Source organism: Dolichospermum sp. UHCC 0406, assembly GCF_009712025.1.
Lineage (GTDB): Bacteria > Cyanobacteriota > Cyanobacteriia > Cyanobacteriales > Nostocaceae > Dolichospermum > Dolichospermum lemmermannii.
Genome location: NZ_VILA01000019.1, coordinates 73,990 through 91,519 on the forward strand (window position 1 = coordinate 73,990; position 17,530 = coordinate 91,519).

General features: G+C 37.1%; 18 protein-coding genes. 9 read left to right on the forward strand and 9 right to left on the reverse strand.

The annotated features are described in order from the left end of the window. Positions 1–2: 2 nt before the first annotated feature. On the reverse strand, positions 3–2,192 hold the full coding sequence (recQ, locus tag FJR09_RS17720) for a DNA helicase RecQ (RefSeq protein WP_015083355.1): 2,190 nt from the start codon (positions 2,190–2,192) through the stop codon (positions 3–5). A gap of 277 nt (positions 2,193–2,469) precedes the next feature. Between recQ and FJR09_RS17725 the strand changes: the two genes are divergently transcribed. Further along, positions 2,470–3,048: a hypothetical protein gene (locus FJR09_RS17725; protein ID WP_015083354.1), complete on the forward strand. Its 579-nt coding sequence runs from the start codon at positions 2,470–2,472 to the stop codon at positions 3,046–3,048. A gap of 167 nt (positions 3,049–3,215) precedes the next feature. Then, positions 3,216–4,691, forward strand: coding sequence for a formylglycine-generating enzyme family protein (locus FJR09_RS17730; protein ID WP_168653603.1), 1,476 nt, complete (start codon positions 3,216–3,218; stop codon positions 4,689–4,691). A 70-nt stretch (positions 4,692–4,761) separates the two neighbouring features. Here FJR09_RS17730 and FJR09_RS17735 read toward each other — a convergent pair whose 3' ends face one another. Then, positions 4,762–4,929, reverse strand: a complete 168-nt coding sequence (locus FJR09_RS17735; protein ID WP_168653602.1) for a hypothetical protein — start codon at positions 4,927–4,929, stop codon at positions 4,762–4,764. A gap of 281 nt (positions 4,930–5,210) precedes the next feature. On the opposite strand from FJR09_RS17735, the gene FJR09_RS17740 reads away from it, so the two are divergent. Next, complete coding sequence (locus FJR09_RS17740; RefSeq protein WP_168653615.1) at positions 5,211–5,495, forward strand: DUF427 domain-containing protein; 285 nt, start codon at positions 5,211–5,213, stop codon at positions 5,493–5,495. 55 nt (positions 5,496–5,550) lie between these two features. On the opposite strand, the gene FJR09_RS17745 is transcribed toward FJR09_RS17740, so the two are convergent. The 4 genes from FJR09_RS17745 to FJR09_RS17760 all read right to left on the reverse strand — a co-directional run bounded on the left by FJR09_RS17745 (position 5,551) and on the right by FJR09_RS17760 (position 7,619). Further along, a complete protein-coding gene (locus tag FJR09_RS17745) occupies positions 5,551–5,985 on the reverse strand; it encodes a molybdopterin-binding protein (protein WP_168653601.1) in 435 nt (144 codons plus the stop codon). A gap of 114 nt (positions 5,986–6,099) precedes the next feature. After that, positions 6,100–6,873 (reverse strand): 1-(5-phosphoribosyl)-5-[(5-phosphoribosylamino)methylideneamino]imidazole-4-carboxamide isomerase, encoded by a 774-nt coding sequence (gene hisA / locus FJR09_RS17750; RefSeq protein WP_168653614.1) that lies wholly within the window; start codon positions 6,871–6,873, stop codon positions 6,100–6,102. Between the two features lie 99 nt (positions 6,874–6,972). Beyond that, positions 6,973–7,287, reverse strand: coding sequence for a DUF3593 domain-containing protein (locus tag FJR09_RS17755; RefSeq protein WP_168653673.1), 315 nt, complete (start codon positions 7,285–7,287; stop codon positions 6,973–6,975). Further along, complete coding sequence (locus FJR09_RS17760) at positions 7,284–7,619, reverse strand: DUF2499 domain-containing protein (RefSeq protein ID WP_015083349.1); 336 nt, start codon at positions 7,617–7,619, stop codon at positions 7,284–7,286. The genes FJR09_RS17755 and FJR09_RS17760 overlap by 4 nt, the downstream gene beginning before the upstream one ends. A gap of 26 nt (positions 7,620–7,645) precedes the next feature. Between FJR09_RS17760 and csaB the strand changes: the two genes are divergently transcribed. Further along, positions 7,646–8,692 (forward strand): polysaccharide pyruvyl transferase CsaB, encoded by a 1,047-nt coding sequence (gene csaB, locus FJR09_RS17765; protein WP_168650912.1) that lies wholly within the window; start codon positions 7,646–7,648, stop codon positions 8,690–8,692. 291 nt (positions 8,693–8,983) lie between these two features. After that, the gene (locus tag FJR09_RS17770; protein ID WP_015083347.1) at positions 8,984–9,535 is read left to right on the forward strand and encodes a ferritin-like domain-containing protein; all 552 of its coding nucleotides are present in this window, start codon (positions 8,984–8,986) and stop codon (positions 9,533–9,535) included. Positions 9,536–9,661: 126 nt separating this feature from the next. On the opposite strand, the gene FJR09_RS17775 is transcribed toward FJR09_RS17770, so the two are convergent. Continuing rightward, on the reverse strand, positions 9,662–10,336 hold the full coding sequence (locus FJR09_RS17775; RefSeq protein ID WP_168650910.1) for a fasciclin domain-containing protein: 675 nt from the start codon (positions 10,334–10,336) through the stop codon (positions 9,662–9,664). A gap of 407 nt (positions 10,337–10,743) precedes the next feature. Here FJR09_RS17775 and FJR09_RS17780 point away from each other — a divergent pair, with 407 nt between their 5' ends. The 4 genes from FJR09_RS17780 (at position 10,744) to FJR09_RS17795 (ending at position 16,309) form a co-directional block, all read left to right on the forward strand. Then, complete coding sequence (locus FJR09_RS17780; protein ID WP_168653672.1) at positions 10,744–11,538, forward strand: glutathione S-transferase family protein; 795 nt, start codon at positions 10,744–10,746, stop codon at positions 11,536–11,538. Positions 11,539–11,663: 125 nt separating this feature from the next. Further along, entirely contained in the window at positions 11,664–13,394 is a 1,731-nt protein-coding gene (locus tag FJR09_RS17785; protein WP_015083344.1) for an ATP-binding protein, read from the forward strand. Positions 13,395–13,931: 537 nt separating this feature from the next. Then, positions 13,932–14,915, forward strand: coding sequence for an RNA polymerase sigma factor, RpoD/SigA family (locus FJR09_RS17790; protein ID WP_015083343.1), 984 nt, complete (start codon positions 13,932–13,934; stop codon positions 14,913–14,915). A gap of 698 nt (positions 14,916–15,613) precedes the next feature. Then, positions 15,614–16,309 carry a hypothetical protein gene (locus FJR09_RS17795; protein WP_174783336.1) on the forward strand — a complete coding sequence of 232 codons (696 nt, stop codon included), beginning with the start codon at positions 15,614–15,616 and terminating at the stop codon, positions 16,307–16,309. Positions 16,310–16,323: 14 nt separating this feature from the next. On the opposite strand, the gene cobO is transcribed toward FJR09_RS17795, so the two are convergent. Together cobO and FJR09_RS17805 are read right to left on the reverse strand one after the other, a co-directional pair. Then, positions 16,324–17,010 carry a cob(I)yrinic acid a,c-diamide adenosyltransferase gene (cobO, locus tag FJR09_RS17800; protein WP_168653670.1) on the reverse strand — a complete coding sequence of 229 codons (687 nt, stop codon included), beginning with the start codon at positions 17,008–17,010 and terminating at the stop codon, positions 16,324–16,326. Positions 17,011–17,126: 116 nt separating this feature from the next. After that, entirely contained in the window at positions 17,127–17,414 is a 288-nt protein-coding gene (locus tag FJR09_RS17805) for a DUF433 domain-containing protein (RefSeq protein ID WP_015083340.1), read from the reverse strand. Positions 17,415–17,530 lie beyond the last annotated feature (116 nt).

The window sequence follows — 17,530 nt, forward strand, 5'->3', positions numbered from 1 at the left end:
AACTAAAAATCAATATCATCTTTAATGGTTTTTTGTTTTTCTCTGCGCCATTTTGCTCTAACTAAACGAATTTCGTCAAAACTGTAGCTTTCACCTAAATTTTCCCGAATGGGTGTGAGGGCAATATCACCAACAATTTCTAAAACGTTCCAGATTTTCTTTTGGCGTTCTAAGGGGACTAATTTACTTAAATCTACAGGTTGTTTTTTCTCAATTAAATTGGAGAGATGATTGATAATTGTGGCAGTTTTAACGTTGCGTTGTTTAGCGATGTTTTCAATACTCAAACCCTGGTTATATAATTCCAATGTTGTTAATTCTGTATCAGAAGGTGAGTGAGAATGAGGTGAGGAACTAACTCGATTAATAGTCTTTTCTTGTAACCCTTGTTCTTGGCGGTATTTTTGAATTTCTGCTAAGAATCTTTCGCCATATTGAGATAATTTATGACTACCAACCCCGGAAAGATTGCCAAATTCATCTAAGGTTTTTGGTTGGCTTTGTGCCATTAATTTGAGGGTAGAATCATGGAAGATGACGTAGGGTGGTACTGCTTGTTCGTCTGCGAGTTCTTTCCTAAGCGATCGCAATTTTTGCATTAGCACTTCTACATCTGCTGCTTTGACATTTTCCTCTTCCCAAGTAGTTTTCTTTGCTATAGGAACAGCAATGGAAACTGGGCGTTGTTTTCGCATTACTTCCCAACTCAAAGCATTAAGTTTTAAAATTGAATAACCGTCTGCGGTTTGTTCTATTAACCCTTGATGTAAAAGTGATCTTCCTAACATTCGCCATTCATCTACTGTTTTATCTTTGCCAATTCCATAGGTAGAAAGTTGATCATGTTTATTAACAACAATTCTCTGATTTTTTGCGCCTCTTAATATATCAATAATATGTAACATTCCATATCTTTCTTTACACCTGGCCACACAAGATAGAAATTTCATGGCTTCAATTGTCCAATCTTGGACAGGTTTAGGATAAAGACAATTATCACAATTTCCACAATTTCCCGGAAATCTTTCGCCAAAATAACTTAATTGAATTGTGCGTCTACAGTCTGTCCCTTCTGCATAATCAATTACCTGTCTTAGTTGCTGTTTAGCTATTAATTGTTCTTGGGGATCTGGTTTTTGATTAATACTCCATTCAATGGTTTTAATATCACCATAATTGAAAAAAAGTGTACATTTGGAAGGTTCATCATCTCTGCCGGCTCGTCCTGATTCTTGATAATAACTTTCTAAATTTCGCGGTAAATCGGAATGAACTACAAACCGCACATCGGGTTTATTAATCCCCATCCCAAAAGCAACCGTAGCCACCATTACTCGCACATCATCCCGAATAAACCGAGTTTGATTTTTTGATCTTTCCTCATCACTTAAACCAGCATGATAAGGGAGAACTGAAACTTTATCATTTTGGAGTTTTAAAGTTATTTCATCAACTTTTTTGCGAGTTAAACAATAGATAATTCCTGAACCTTCATTTTCTCTAACTATTTCTAATAATTCTGCATAAGCACGATTACTTTTAGAACGGACTTCATAATGAAGATTTTGGCGGTTAAAACTGGCAATATGAATGCTGGGTTGTTTTAATCCTAATTGTTCGATAATATCAGCCCTGACTCTATCTGTAGCGGTAGCAGTTAAAGCAATTGTCGGTACATCAGGATAACGTTTTCTGAGTAATCTTAATTGCCGATATTCTGGGCGGAAATCATGCCCCCATTCTGAGACACAATGGGCTTCATCTATGGCAAAGGTGGAAATTCCGACTTTTTCTTTAACTACGTCTAAAAGCGGGAGAAATCGTTCACTAACGAGGCGTTCTGGGGCGACATAAAGTAATTTTATTTTACCATTCATGATCGCTTCTTCACGGGAGCGAACTTTATAGGCATTAAGACTACTATTCAGAAATGTGGCAGAAATGTTATTAGTTCGCAGTGCTTCTACTTGATCTTGCATTAAGGCTATCAATGGTGAGACTACGACTGTTAAACCTGGTTTCAAAAGTGCTGGTAATTGAAAGCACAGAGACTTACCCCCACCTGTGGGCATGACTACCATTAAATCACGATTTTCTAAGGCATCTTCGATAATTTGCCTTTGTCCAGGGCGAAATTGATCATAACCAAAGTGATGTTTTAAGGCTTTTTCTAAGTGGGGGTACTGAAGCATGGTAGATGGCTGCTGCGTGTCTGAGTTGTGATGAAGATATTAGAATTTTAACGCACGTTGGGGGAATGGGGAACGCTAGAATTTATAGATAGGAAAATGTCTGAATCAGGATGTCCAGGATTAAAGGATGAACAGGATAAAAATTAAAGTGTTGAATTTTATTAATTTTCTAAAATTTCTTCTATCCAGAGTTATAAAAAAGTGACGTAAAGTGATAATATCTGTATTTGTAATGATATTATGTACTCACGTTGCTTTATATACATAAAAATTTATTATGGATGAGGTTTCTACTAAGCTTTTAGCAATTTTCCAGAATGTGAATGAGTGGCTGAAGTTTGCAGAGGCTAAAAATGGTGTTCTGCTGGCTTTTTCTGGCGCTGCTATTACTGCAACTATCACTCTTTTAGCTACAGCACAAAATATTCCCAATTCTTTAAATTTCGGGTTGTTGTTAACAACGATTTTTCTTTGTATTTGCGCTTTGATTTGTTCCCTGTCTTTTTTGCCTAAAACAAATCTAGAGGATCTTTTGTGGTTGCGAGATAGACAAAATAAAAAATCACATTCTCAAGATCCAATAAAAGATAATTTTTGGTATTTTGGACATTTACAGAAATATAAACCGGATGAATTACTGGAAGTATTGAACGAACCCTATTTCAAGGGTAGTGTAGATATAACTAAAGTAGAATACAAGGAATATAAAGATATTGCTGCACAAATTACTATTAATGCCGAAATTGCTTTTTTGAAGTTTGAAGTTTTTACCTATGCGATAAAAGTTTTAATTACTTCTATTTTAATAATTCCCTGTTCAATTCTGATAAGTTTGGTTATTTATCGGCGTTTGTGATTTTCATGATATCTTCAATGATTTTTGACAACAAAAACGAAATATATATAATGTAAACATATACATTCTGTAAGGGTTTAGCAATGCTCAACCCCTACAGCAAACTATATTTAATATTCCCAATTTCATCAATTTAGATTTACTCACAGAAAATAAAAGCACCTATCATGTCAGAAGAAAACATTCGATTAACTGTAGTTCAACTTGATTTATTTCAGTCTTCAAAATCAACTAATTTTATTGAAGATGAATTAGGTGTAGAAGGTACGAAAATCTTTGTTTATAAGATTAGAGAATTTGTTAAAAATGCTTTTAATAAAACTTTTGAAAATCATGAAATCCATGAATATAATGAAATACATTCTTTAGGTGGAGATGGTTATCGCATATCATTTAAGGATGTAGATAAGGCATATACATTTGTAGAAAATTTTCGTAATTTGGTTGATAATTATAATCAACAAGACAACAAGAAGCGATTATTTCGTATTGCCGCAGCAACTGGTGAAGTTTTATATGATAAATCTCAATTAAATATTGACAAAATAATAGGACATCGTGTTTTGTTTACAGTTTCTCGAATGGTTACAGCAGCAGAACCTGGTTGGTTGTATGTTGATAAAGCAACATACAATGATTTCTCTCAAGATTTACAAAATAATTTTATTCTCACAAGTATTAAAGGAAAAGAGCATGATCCAAATTTGGAAGCTTATGCTTGTCGAATGTTGGAAAATGCTCCTAAATCCATAAAATCTTCTTATTTTGAAGTTGCTACTGTCAATGCAAATACAACAAATGGGGTTAAAATTATTCGCCAAAGTAAATCATATCAATGTATAGAAATAGATAATCAACCTACTCAATACTTTATCGAGAAATTATTTGAAGATATAAACCTAGAAATGGTATATATCCCAGGTGGAAAATTTAAAATGGGAACAGACGATCAAGAAATCAAGAAACTGTGTAAAAAATATCAAAAAGATTTTTATAAACGTGAGTTTCCCCAACATGAAGTAATTATAGAACCCTTTTTTATGGGTAAGTATCCTATTACCCAGGCACAATGGCAAGCGGTAGCTGAAAACGTCACAATAGTAGAGAAACAACTCGATCCTAACCCATCTCATTTTAAAGGAGCAAATCGCCCTGTAGAGTTTGTTTCTTGGGAGCATGCTGTTGAGTTTTGTTTACGCCTCTCAAACTATACAAAGAGAGAGTATCGCCTACCAAGTGAAGCCGAATGGGAATATGCTTGTCGTGCAGGAACAACCACACCATTTCACTTTGGGGAAACAATTACAAAAGATTTAGCTTTGGCTAACTATGATGGTCAACACGAAGGAACAAAAGAAGTAGGAAGTTTTAAAGTAGCTAATAATTTTGGACTATATGATATGCACGGGAATGTATGGGAATGGTGTCAAGACCATTTTCATAATACCTATGAAGGTGCGCCTGCGAATAGAAACGTATGGCAAGATGCTAAGGATAGTAATGATAGACGAATGCTACGCGGTGGTTCGTGGTTCAACCCTCCTGATAATTGCCGTTCTGCTTATCGCAATTTCAACGACCTCACCTTCGACCACGACATTATTGGTTTTCGGGTTGTTTGCAGTGGTGCGGCGAGGACTTAGTAGCCCTTTGCACTTTTGCTCTTTTTCTTTCTTTTCTTTACCCTTGCGAGGGAAAAATATTTTTCAGAAATCAAGAATGATGCCAAGCTTGATAAAATTCTGGATAGGGCATATTTTGGGCGCAATTCCAAATCGAATCATAGTCTTCACTATCTAATTTATAGCGACGTAAAGCTTGTACCATCAAGGATATATCTTTATTGCTGGTGACTTTTGTAGTGAGGAATTTATTCCTCATTTGAGGGCTGAAGCCCTTACTACGAAATCATCTCCAGATTTTTTACATTACTTAATCTACTTTGATTTATTTTCGTCTACTTACTTAATCTAATTTCCAATTAACAAGTTGCTGGACTATTTCATCGGTTTTTTCACAGTCTTTAAATTTAGCAGGACTAAAATTTATTTCGATACTTGTGATTGCTATTTCGCAAAACTTTTACCAAATTTCAGTATATCACGTAAATAAATAGTTATTTTAAATGTCACAATATAAATTGTGAACTTTTTTAAACTCAAATCATGAAAGCAATTTGGAATGGCGCTATTTTAGCCGAAAGCGATAATACTGTAGTTGTGGAAGGAAATCATTATTTCCCTGCTGACGCTATTAATAAGGAATACTTTACAGACAGTAGCACTCATACCACTTGTCCCTGGAAAGGGGTTGCTAGTTACTACAGTGTCGAAGTTAATGGACAAGTTAACAAAGATGCAGCTTGGTATTATCCTAGCACTAAAGAGAAAGCTAAAAATATAGAAGGTTATGTTGCTTTCTGGAAAGGTGTAAAAATCGAAGCTTAGTAAACAAAAAGATTCCCGACTTCTTAAAGAAGTCGGGAATCTAAGTTAAGTATTTCTAATCTTTAGCAATCACAATATCATTAGATTTAATCACAGCATAGGCTTCTGTCCCTTCAGATAATTCTAATTCTTCAGCGGAAACTCTAGTAATCATGGAAGTTAATTCAACTTTCTGAACGATTTCTAAAGTTATTTCGGTATTTATACTGCCTGTAGTAACTCGTTTTACAATTCCTTTTAAAACATTGCGGGAACTAACTTTTAATGCTTTTTTGGGACTAACAATTTCAAATTCAACATTTTTTGTTTGTGCTTGTTCTAGTGAAGTTGATAATGATATGGACGGTGATGAATATTTATTAAGTCCCCGCACTAATTCCCGCAAAATCTCAGTTTTAGTCCGCTGGGAGTTTTGACAAAATTCTTCTAATATCTTGCGTTCTTCTTCGGATGTTTGAAATGTCACCCAACCCTGGTCTTTTCTTGGCATAAAATTACTAATTTATTGAGTAAATATAATCCTAATACAATACTAGCAATAATCAATACAATCAAGGACGCAGACCCTGCGCCCCTACAGGTTTCTTTATAGTGCTAATTCATTTTAAGCAATGCTAGAAATACCGAAATCTGGTGGTATATCTTGCAGTCTTCCCGGACCAATAGCTTGTAATCCTTCTTTGAGGATAATATCACCCGTATACAAGGCTTTACCAACTATCACACCTGTTACCCCTTGGGGTTCTAAAGCTAATAAACTTAATAAATCGGTGACAGAACTTACACCACCTGAAGCAATTACGGGTATGGAAATTGCCGCTGCGAGTTCTCGTAATGCGTCTAAATTTGGGCCTTCTAGTGTGCCGTCACGGTTGATATCAGTGTAAATGATGGCTGCTGCACCTAGTTCTTGCATTTGTACTGCTAGTTGAGTGGCTAATACTGTTGATGTTTCTAACCAACCACGAGTTGCAACTAAGCCGTTACGGGCATCTATGCCAATAATAATCTTTTCGGGAAATTCTTGACAGAGTTCTTGGACTAGCTGGGGTTGTTCAACGGCGACAGTTCCCAGAATTGCCCAATTTACTCCCAGATTAAATAATTGTACAACACTGGAGCGATCGCGCAATCCGCCCCCAACTTCAATGGGTATATCAAGATTATTTCTAATGGCTTCAATAGCTGCTAAGTTGACGATTTTCCCAGCTTTTGCGCCGTCTAAATCAACTAAATGTAGTCTTGTCGCGCCTTGGTCTGCCCACATTTTCGCTACTTCAACGGGGTTTTCGCTGAATACTTGCGATCGCTCGTAGTCTCCTTTATATAGTCGCACACAGCGACCTTCTAGTAAATCAATTGCGGGGATTACTTCCATAATTGGTAATTGGTAATTGGTAATTGGTAATTGGTAATTGGTAATTGGTAATTGGTAATTGGTAATTGGTAATTGGTAATTGGTAATTGGTAATTCTTTCTATTCCCTGTTTCCTGTTCCCTGTTCCCTGTTCCCTAATTCCTGTACTGCTTGGCGAAAACCTAAGACTAGTAAGATGTTAGCAAGGGTTAAAAAAACTTCGGCACTGCCATGTAACCAGTCTACATTGGCTAGTTGTTCTCCGTACTGCATTTTGGCGTAAATGGCAGCGGGGATGGTGATGGCGACAAATACCAATGTGCCGTAAAATCCATATAGGGCTAAACGTGGCATTTGTGGACTGCGGCTAATAAACCACAAGAAACCCAGATAGGGAAAGAGAGAAAGGGCAAAGAGGGTTTCTTTTGATATCATTGTTCTGATTTGATAGATTGTGTCTCAATGGGGCTTGTAGACTTGGTAGAACGCCAAATTAGATAAGCTGCTGCCCAGAGAGTAAAGTTACCAACTAATGTCATGGTAGCTTGTAGGGTGACTAACCATTCTAATGATTCGGAATTGTCGAAATAATGCCAAGTACAAGCACACATTGCGCTAATTAAAGCTGGTAACATGGCAAAGGATAATCCCCACCAACTCCGATTTTCTGTAAGTTCACCGTATATCCAAATTAGCCAAATTGCGGCTATCCACTCAATGACGCTAGAAATATGAATTATCCAGGTGGGAATCGAAAGGGCGTGCATAATTAATCTAAAATCTAAAATTTAAAATGGGGAAAATGCGGGTTTTATTGTCTGGGTATTACGGTAAGGGTAATGGTGGTGATGAAGCTTTGTTAGCCACACTTCTGCAAATGCTACCACTTGATGTTACTCCTGTGGTGCTTTCTGGAAATCCTGAAGAAACTCATCGGCGTTATGGTGTGGAATGTTACAACCGCATGGCGGTTTTACAGGTTATCAAGGCTTTGCGTTCTTGTGATGCTTTTGTTTGGGGTGGTGGTAGTTTAATTCAAGATGCTACCAGCAGCATTAGCCCTTTTTATTATGGCGGATTAATGGCTTTAGCTCAAGTTATGGGTTTGAAAACTGTGGCTTGGGGACAGGGTATAGGTCCTTTGTTGCATTTCCAAACTCGTTGGTTAGCAAAGGGAAATTTTACAGGTTGTACTCAAGTGAGTGTGCGCGATCGCTCCAGTTCTCGGTTATTATCAGATTGGAGTATACCCCATATCCTTGCCCCTGACCCGGTTTGGGCGTTAGATTCAAAGCCAGTCCCAGAATTAGTAGATTTACCAAAACCCAGAATTGCAGTTACGTTAAGAAATCATCCTCAATTGACAGAAAACAGGTTAGCAAATTTAACTCAAGCTTTAGTTAATTTGCAGAAAGAAACCCAAGCTTTTATTTTATTATTGCCATTTCAAAAAAGTGAAGATCTAGGAATTGCGGAAAAAATTCATACTCAATTACCAGATGTGAGTAGAGTTATTTGTTCCGAAGATCCACAAATTTTAAAAGGTGTATTTCGCGGTGTGGAAATGTCCATAGGAATGCGTCTCCATAGTTTAATTATGGCAGCAAGTGAAGGTTCACGTTGTTTTGCATTGAGTTATGATCCCAAAGTTAACCGATTAATGGAAGATTTAGAAATACCTGGTTGGGATTTAAAGGATTTACCAGATGATATACATTTAATTAGTAAAAGTTGGATTAATTATTATTATCATGGTGAATCTTTGTCACCTCATAAAATTCAATCTTTAATAAATGGAGCTTTTTTACATCGGGATTTGTTGAAGGAAGCTTTAAAATGAAATTTCCTCAATAGCACTTAAGTAGTGGATACAGCAGCTTTCAGCAGTCTAAACTGTGATTTGGATGATTTGGATGATTTGCATGATTTTGGGGATAAAAAACCCATTAATCATCTAAATCAAATTAATCACATAAATCATAGTTCAGACTTTTGTCTGATATTGTCACTGCAATCACAATTAAACTTCACACCCTTACTGTGTCTTTAGTAAGAAGAGAATTGGTCGGACTAGACGTAGGGTTAATGGAACGACTGTTAAAGGCAGCGAAATACCATTAGGAGAATCATCATGGTTTTAGTTAGCGAGCGTCCAGGGACGAAAAAAATCACCAGCTTACAACAGCAGTTTATCTATGAAATGAACATCATGTACGATGCTGAAAATCGCTTCTTAGAAGCCCAGCAAATGATGTGGCAATGTTGTCAAAATAGTAAATTGAAAGCTGTGATTGAGCCACATCTTCCAGAAACTGAACAGCATATCGAAAACCTGAAACAGGTTTTATCTATTTTAGGAGAGCAACCACAACGAATTACCTGTGATCTTGCGGTTGGTTTAATTAGTGAAGGTCAAAAATTTGCCCTTTTAGCTGCCGATAATCCCAAAATTATTGACTTAGGATTGGCAGAATGGCATAGTAAGATTGAACAATTGGAAATAGCTTGTTATCGTGGTTTAATTAAGGTAGCGGAACAAATGGGACAAAACCAAGTTGTCCAGTTGTTAGAGCAAAACTTACACCAAGAAGAACAGACAGCACAAAAGCTGGAACAGTTGATGATGCAGTTAGTTCAAGAAGCGAAGCAAACTGAAGCTAAGACTACTGCTAAAGCTCGTTAGTTTGATGGCTATTTCTTCAAAAAAGTCCAGTTTAAACTGAGTCTTTTCCCATAGTAAAATCCCCGATTTTTTTCGAGAATTTGGGGATTTTAACTTACGGATTTTGATCAATCAAATACTAAAAATCTATAAACTAGGAGGTAGAATCAAATTATCAATTTGATGAATAACTCCGTTGCTACCTTCAATATCTGGCTTGATTACCTTTGCATCATTGATTTGTACACCATCACTATCAACTTTAACAGTAATAGGATCTCCTTGTAAGCTTTTTATTTCTCCAGATTTCAAATCTCCAGAGAGTACCTTTCCAGAGACTACATGATAAGTTAAAACCTTCACCAATACTTCCTTATTTTCTGGCTTCAATAAATCCCGTAACGCTTCTGCTGGAAGTTTCTTAAATGCTGCATCTGTGGGAGCAAAAATGGTAAAAGGACCATCTCCCTGTAAAGTATCTGTCAGTCCTGCTGCTGCTAAAGCTTTGATCAGGGTTGTAAAAGATCCATTAGCATTAGCTAACACTACTAGGTTTCTGGTTTCTTTTGTTTCGGTTAGAGGTGCTGTTGGGGTGGGTTTAACAGTGGGAACTTCTGTTTCTGGCTGTGTGGGTGTGGTAACTGGTGCAGTTTCACTGGGCTTTTTACCACGATTGTAGAGCGGTTCGTTGAAAATACTTGGTCTGGAATTGGGATTGCGGACTTCTTTCGCTGGAGATGGGATAGTAGTTAAAAGACCGATACTCATTAATCCCATGATTGCAGTAATTTTGGTCAATAATTTGCTGTAATTAGCGTTCATAAATTTTGTTTGTATTGATTGCATATAAGTTATATCAAGATTTATCACATTCTGCCAACTAAAAAGGTTCTTGACTGAGGAACAAGATTTTTTGTAAAAATTTAGGTAAAGTTATCAAAGAATTTAGAAGTCGGTAGTCAGAAGTAGGAATATTATAATATCCAACAATTTCAACAATTTCAACAATTTTATGCTGTGAACTATTTTGAAGATCTCAAGTGTCTGGAAAAATGCTCAATCAATTGACAGGCATAACAATCCGAGTCTAATTATCACACAAATTCGAGTAATTTTCAACTTGATGGGCAACAACTCAACCCAGAAAATGATAAATTCACAGGAAAAATGCTAAGAATTAAGGATACAATTATAAAATTAACAACTAAACAAGTTGCAGAATATACAATATGCTAGAACTATATCAGTGGGAACTATCTCAATTTTCCGAAAAAGTTCGTTTACTCCTAGATTATAAAGGACTGGAGTATCGCAAAATCGAAGTTGCACCAGGAATTGGCCAGCTAGAATTATTTCGCTTGACTGGACAAAAACAAGTTCCAGTGTTAAAAGATGGCAATAGATATATTGCTGATTCTACAGAAATCGCTAAATATTTAGATTCAGAATACCCAGATCGTCTGCTGATACCGATAGATCCCAAAAAACGCGCTTTGACTTTATTATTGGAAGATTGGGCTGATGAGTCAATCGGTGTTAAAGGTAGAAAGGCTCTATTTGCAGCTATTAGTCAAGATCAGAGTTTTCGTAAGTCGTTGTTACCAGTTTCCACTCCAGATATTCTCAGAAGTGTTATCGAAGGTGTTCCTGGTGATTTTCTGTCAGCGCTGGGTTTTGGTGTCGGTTTGACCCCAGATGTGATAAATGCGGCTGTTACTAGCTTAAAACAAGATTTGGATATTATTACCCAATTGTTGGTAGGTAGTCCTTATTTAACAGGTGATGAACCAACTTTAGCTGATTTAACAGTTGCTAGTTTATCAATGCTTTTGAAGTTTCCCGATGGTGCTTATTTGGATTTACCAGTATCTCTGAGAGGGAAAGGATTGTCCAGCATAGCCAATAATCCTGATTATGAAGCATTTTTCGCTTGGCGCGATCGCATCTATTCACAATTTAGAAAACCATTACCAGGAATCACACCACCCGGAGGAAATTCACCAACAAGTATTCAAATTGACTAAAGAATGGGTAATGGGTAATGGGTAATGGGTAAGAATTTCTTTCTCTGTCCTCCCTGTTCCCTAACAACTGACAACGAACAACTGACAACTGACAACGAACAACTGACAACGAACAACGAACAAAAATGAATTTGGGATTACCATTAGGTTCAGTTATTGAAGGTTCTCTGACTGGAGGTTTAGAAGTCAGATTACACCCAGATATCTCTGTAGAAGATATGCGGGTAGGTAAATTTCTCGTGGTACAGGGAATGCGATCGCGCTTTTTCTGTATGCTAACAGATGTATCCTTGGGTATGGCAAATGACCGCATTACAGCTAGTCCTCCCAATTGGGATGATAGTTTCTTGCGCGAAGTATTAGCCGGTAGCGGTACTTATGGGATGATCAACCTAGCACCCATGCTGATGTTTACCCCTGAATCTCCAGCATCTGGCTTTTCTAGTAATGGTAAATCCCCTAATTCTTTCATACCATCGTCTACGGGTTTAGCATCCTTTCAACCCCAAACCAGTACGACGATGGAATTATTACCTGTTAAAACTATTCCTAGTCACTTTAGCCAAGTTTACGAAGCCAAGGAAGAGGATTTTCGGAAAGTTTTTGGCTGGGAAGATGATCCTCAACGCAAAAACTTTTCTATCGGTAAACCCTTAGATATGGATGTGCCGGTTTGCATTGATTTAAACCGCTTTGTGGAACGGAGTAACGGGATTTTTGGGAAATCGGGAACTGGAAAATCTTTCCTGACGCGCTTGATTTTAGCTGGTGTAATTCGTAAGAATGCTGCTGTCAACTTGATTTTTGATATGCACTCAGAATATGGTTGGGAAGCAGTCGCAGAAGGAAAAAACGTCAACACTGTTAAAGGCTTAAAACAGTTATTTCCCGGACAAGTTGAGGTTTACACACTTGATCCAGATTCAACAAAGCGTCGAGGTGTTCGGGACGCACAAGAACTATATCTCAGCTATGAACAGGTTGAAGTTGAAGATATTAAATTATGTAATCGTGATTTAGGACTTTCTGAAGCGGCTTTAGATAATGCCAATATCCTCTTTACAGAGTTGGGTAAATCTTGGATTATTAAGTTACTAAATATGAGTAACGAAGATATTGAGATGTTTTGTGACGAAAAACGCGGACACAAAGGCTCAATTATGGCATTACAGCGGAAACTTTTTCGCTTAGATAGTTTAAAGTATATGCGTAGTGCTTGTCCGCAAAATTATATTAAAAACATCGTCCAATGTCTAGAAGCTGGAAAAAACGTAGTTATTGAATTTGGTTCCCAGTCAAATATGCTTTCATATATGTTGGTGACAAATATGATCACCAGACGGATACATGAGCATTATGTCAAAAAAGCTGATAAATTTCTCCAAAGTAAAAATCCTTTAGATCGGCCGACACCATTAATGATTACAATAGAGGAAGCGCACCGCTTTCTTGACCCAGGAGTTGTCCAAAGTACGATTTTTGGAACTATTGCTAGAGAACTGCGAAAATATTTTGTCACGCTTTTGGTAGTTGATCAACGTCCATCAGGCATAGATAATGAAGTCATGTCCCAGATCGGGACTCGGATCACCGCTTTGCTCAATGATGAAAAAGATATTGATGCTATTTTTACGGGTGTATCTGGTGCGGGTGGTTTACGCTCAGTCTTAGCTAAGTTAGACTCTAAACAACAGGCCTTAATTTTAGGTCATGCTGTTCCTATGCCAGTGGTTGTGCGGACTCGTCCCTATGATTCCACATTCTACGCCGAAATTGGCGCGATCGCTTGGGAAGAAAAAACAGACGAGGAAGTATTTACCGCTGCTGAACTAGCAAAAGCAGACTTAGGTTTCTAGTTTTAAATCAATAACTAACAACTAACAACTAACAACTAACAACTAACAACTTCGTAACATTCCTCCATTTCCAAGTAACTCAAGTTCGGTTATCCGGCTAGTTGAAAGCAACTTTAGAGGGAGTTTTCGCGTCACCATGAGTATATAAACACAGTTTTTGGAAGTTAAAGAAAAATAGTGATCAACTTTTTGCCTTGATTACTGAAATATTTATCATCTGGGAACTTTACTATTGACTCTGTTTGTCGTAACATAAAATCAAAGTAAACTCATACTGACTCCGGGTTTTAAACCGACTACTAGATAACTTAAAAAAAGAATTCTAGCAACCAACCCAATGTATTTCTGCTAAAACTCCAAAATTAAGAGAGGGTAACGAGACACATTTTTAGACTAGCAACATCTTAATAAAGGCTTAATTAGTGTAATTTTTGATGGTAGCTTTCCATGTTCATTGATGTATATTGTCAGCTTACGAATTGCCTTTGTTGAAAAAAAATATTGATTATGCTTAAAGAGTAGAGGATAAAAGCACCAATGGCTACAGTTAAAAATCATACAGAGAATGTCAATGCCAAATTTACCGCTGATATGGTAAGAACTTATCTGCGAGAAATTGGCCGTGTACCTTTGTTAAGCCGTGAACAGGAAATCATCTACGGTAAACAAGTACAGCAAATGATGGCACTGCTAGAAGCTAAAGAAGCTTTACGCAAAGAAATTGACCATGAACCTAGTTTATCAGAATGGGCTGCCCGTGTTAATCAATCAGAAACAGAACTAAATCATCTGATGGTACAAGGTAAGCGAGCCAAGCAAAAAATGATTGAAGCGAATTTGCGCTTGGTTGTAGCTATTGCGAAAAAATATCAAAAGCGGAATATGGAATTTCTGGATTTAATCCAGGAAGGAACTTTGGGATTAGAACGGGGTGTGGAGAAATTTGATCCCATGCGGGGTTACAAATTCTCAACCTATGCTTATTGGTGGATTCGTCAGGCAATTACCAGAGCGATCGCCCAACAAGGTCGGACAATCCGTCTACCAATCCATATTACCGAAAAACTGAACAAAATTAAAAAAGTTCAACGGGAATTAGCGCAAACATTAGGAAGATCACCCACACCTACAGAAATCGCCAAAGAACTAGAGTTAGAACCCGCTCAAATTCGTGAATATCTGAATATGGCGCGTCAACCAGTTTCTTTAGATGTGCGCGTCGGTGAAAATCAAGATACCGAATTGCAAGAAATGTTGGAAGATGACGGGCCATCACCAGAGTATTACACGACTCAGGAGTTTTTGCGTCACGACTTGAATAACCTGCTTGCAGAACTCACACCCCAACAGCGCCAAGTTGTAGCCTTACGCTTTGGTTTAGAAGATGGAAATGAACTCTCTTTAGCGAAAGTTGGTGAACGTTTGAACCTCAGTCGGGAACGAGTTCGTCAATTAGAGCATCAAGCTCTTGCACATTTACGTCGTCGCCGCGCTAATGTTAAAGAATACATTGCCAGCTAGGAATGTGAACACGCAACAGTGTAATTCAAAACATCCCTCTTGGTGATGAGCCTCCTGATTTTAAAACAGGGGGCAATTTTTTTATTTTAATTTATTTTGCGAAATCTGTGAATTAGAAGTTGTATGTATCTATGGGTCAACACCAAAATTCAATAGATTAGATAGGGCTTGCTGAAAAAGTCTTTTCGTGAGGGCTAGGAGTCAGGAGTCAGGAGTCAGGAGTCAGGAGTCAGGAGTCAGGAGGAAGAATTAGAAGGAGAGAAGAATAGTCTCAAATTTCAGAAAGTGATAGGTTTTTAATGGTTTCAATCCTTATTCCTTGCACCTAATTCACTTTTTTAACCGGGAAACTATTAATCTATCTAGGTTTTCGGTTTATTCAGCAAGCCCTAGATATTTCCCAAAAGTACACAATGACAATGACAAAGTATAAAAATCGCCAATCTCAATTTTACATCCCCCAACTGGATGATTTTTTGAAGTAAAGTATAAAGTTACTAAATAATTATAATCTCAGATTATTCCCCAAAATTATATAAATAGGGAGTTTTTGTTTAATTTTAAATTAAATATATAGATAAAACTTTTGAGGGAATCTTAGGTAATTAGTATTTAGTTATTATTGCAGGAATCCAGGAAACAACAATAGTTAACTTCATTACAGGAGAAATCCAGTGCTTAACCACATTTCCAAATTAATGACTTCTAGCCAATTTAAATTTCCCATCGTTGGACTGATTGTTTCGGCTGGTGTTTTAGGTATTAGTTATTCTAGTCAACAACATTACAAACTCCTGTCATCAACAGCCTTAGCTACTAATTATGTAGTCCCTATTAATCAAAGTCAGATTAACTCCGATTCTTCTCTTTTATCACGACTCCAAGAAATAAAAGAGGAAAGCATTCAAAAATCACCAGTTAATATTTCTCGTCAAATCTCTACTGATAAATTGACAGAAAATATCACAGCATTATCTACAAATACGAGAGAATTAGGAAAAAAAGGACAAGTCCAATTTCCAAAACAAGATGGAACTTATCTTTATGGACAATCATCTACACCAAATCAATTAGGACAAGGTTACATCCTCTTTCAAAAACAGCAAAGTAAAATTATTGGTGCTTTGTATGTTCCTCAATCTGAATTTAGTTGTTTTCAAGGAACTTTGGCTAAGTCAGGAGAATTAGCAATGACAGTGAGAAGTTCCCCTGGGGAAGTTGGTGCGATAGAAGTTTCTACAACAAGTACAATTCCCAAAATTAGTGATGATCAATCAACAAGTTATGCTCACTCAATAAGTTTGCAAGACTATGATCAAATAAGCTCTTTGAGTGCTAATGATAGAGAAATATTGAATATGTGTAAACAGGAAGCTAACGGTATGTATAAGTAACCTATACCTCTTTTTTAATACTCAATTCCCGCTTGAGCTTTCACACCTTGATCCTTAAAAGGATGTTTAATTAATGTCATTTCGGTGACTAAATCAGCCCTTTCAATTAATGCCGGTGGTGCGCCTCTTCCCGTGAGAATTACGTGCTTTTCCGGTGGTTTTTCAGCTAAACCTACTAATACTTCTTCAACCTGTAAATAACCCAGTTTCAGAGCAATATTAATTTCATCTAAGAGGACTAATTTAAAATCTGGGTTGTTGATAAATTCTAGGGATTTTTCCCAAGCCGCAGCAGCTTTATCCAAATCCCGATCCCGATCTTGGGTTTCCCATGTAAAGCCTTCACCCATTGCATGAAATTCCAATTGGTTTTCCCAATGACTAAAAGCGCGTTTTTCTGCTGGTTCCCATGCGCCTTTAATGAATTGAACTATGGCTACTTTATGTCCATGTCCGAGCGATCGCAAAACCATTCCCAAAGCCGCAGTAGTTTTACCCTTACCATGACCAGTATTGACGATAATTAAGCCTTTTTCCGGTATGGCTTTAGCTATGCGTTGATCTTGGACTTCTTTCCGTCGCTGCATTTTTTGACGGTATTTTTCATCAGTTTGGGATGTTGATATTACCTCATCAATTAACCGGGAAATCTCTTGATCTGCTGAATCTGGATGTAATTCTTCTGGTGTGTCGCTTTTCATAAACCCTATTGATAAATAACTGTTAAGATTGAGAGAATGAAGTATAATTTTTCTACTTCGACAAATTCATTAGTTATAATAGACCAGAAATCACATAAATTCTGTTAGCTGCGATCTTAATAATTTGTTTTATATTCTGCTTCAAGTCGTTGACATTCTTCTTGATATCGAGCGAATTGAATATCTAGTGATTCCTTATTAGCATAATAATAAGCCAACGCAGTATAAATACCTGCAATGGTCAAAAAAGGCTTATCTTCAATAATTTCTTCTGGAGTTATCCCAGATTTAATCTCATTGACAATATACTGAACAGTAATGCGAGTGTTAGCAATTCGTGGACGACCACCACAAGTGCCTGGTGTGCTAACAATCAAAGTGGAAATATCTGTGAGGGTTGGCATCGGTTTCTGAATTAATCCTCTGGGATGACTTTATTGTAAACTGAAAAGAGCGATCGCATTTCTTATTTTTGAAAGTGCGATCTCTAACTTGTCGACAATGAGGTTTCTCGCAAATA

Bases quoted from the DNA above. Each gene is read 5' to 3' on its own strand.
- recQ (WP_015083355.1), bottom strand. From the start codon at position 2,192: ATGCTTCAGTACCCCCACTTAGAAAAAGCCTTAAAACATCACTTTGGT.
- FJR09_RS17725 (WP_015083354.1), top strand. From the start codon at position 2,470: ATGGATGAGGTTTCTACTAAGCTTTTAGCAATTTTCCAGAATGTGAAT.
- FJR09_RS17730 (WP_168653603.1), top strand. From the start codon at position 3,216: ATGTCAGAAGAAAACATTCGATTAACTGTAGTTCAACTTGATTTATTT.
- FJR09_RS17735 (WP_168653602.1), bottom strand. From the start codon at position 4,929: ATGAGGAATAAATTCCTCACTACAAAAGTCACCAGCAATAAAGATATA.
- FJR09_RS17745 (WP_168653601.1), bottom strand. From the start codon at position 5,985: ATGCCAAGAAAAGACCAGGGTTGGGTGACATTTCAAACATCCGAAGAA.
- hisA (WP_168653614.1), bottom strand. From the start codon at position 6,873: ATGGAAGTAATCCCCGCAATTGATTTACTAGAAGGTCGCTGTGTGCGA.
- FJR09_RS17755 (WP_168653673.1), bottom strand. From the start codon at position 7,287: ATGATATCAAAAGAAACCCTCTTTGCCCTTTCTCTCTTTCCCTATCTG.
- FJR09_RS17760 (WP_015083349.1), bottom strand. From the start codon at position 7,619: ATGCACGCCCTTTCGATTCCCACCTGGATAATTCATATTTCTAGCGTC.
- csaB (WP_168650912.1), top strand. From the start codon at position 7,646: ATGGGGAAAATGCGGGTTTTATTGTCTGGGTATTACGGTAAGGGTAAT.
- FJR09_RS17770 (WP_015083347.1), top strand. From the start codon at position 8,984: ATGGTTTTAGTTAGCGAGCGTCCAGGGACGAAAAAAATCACCAGCTTA.
- FJR09_RS17775 (WP_168650910.1), bottom strand. From the start codon at position 10,336: ATGAACGCTAATTACAGCAAATTATTGACCAAAATTACTGCAATCATG.
- FJR09_RS17780 (WP_168653672.1), top strand. From the start codon at position 10,744: ATGCTAGAACTATATCAGTGGGAACTATCTCAATTTTCCGAAAAAGTT.
- FJR09_RS17785 (WP_015083344.1), top strand. From the start codon at position 11,664: ATGAATTTGGGATTACCATTAGGTTCAGTTATTGAAGGTTCTCTGACT.
- FJR09_RS17790 (WP_015083343.1), top strand. From the start codon at position 13,932: ATGGCTACAGTTAAAAATCATACAGAGAATGTCAATGCCAAATTTACC.
- FJR09_RS17795 (WP_174783336.1), top strand. From the start codon at position 15,614: ATGACTTCTAGCCAATTTAAATTTCCCATCGTTGGACTGATTGTTTCG.
- cobO (WP_168653670.1), bottom strand. From the start codon at position 17,010: ATGAAAAGCGACACACCAGAAGAATTACATCCAGATTCAGCAGATCAA.
- FJR09_RS17805 (WP_015083340.1), bottom strand. From the start codon at position 17,414: ATGCCAACCCTCACAGATATTTCCACTTTGATTGTTAGCACACCAGGC.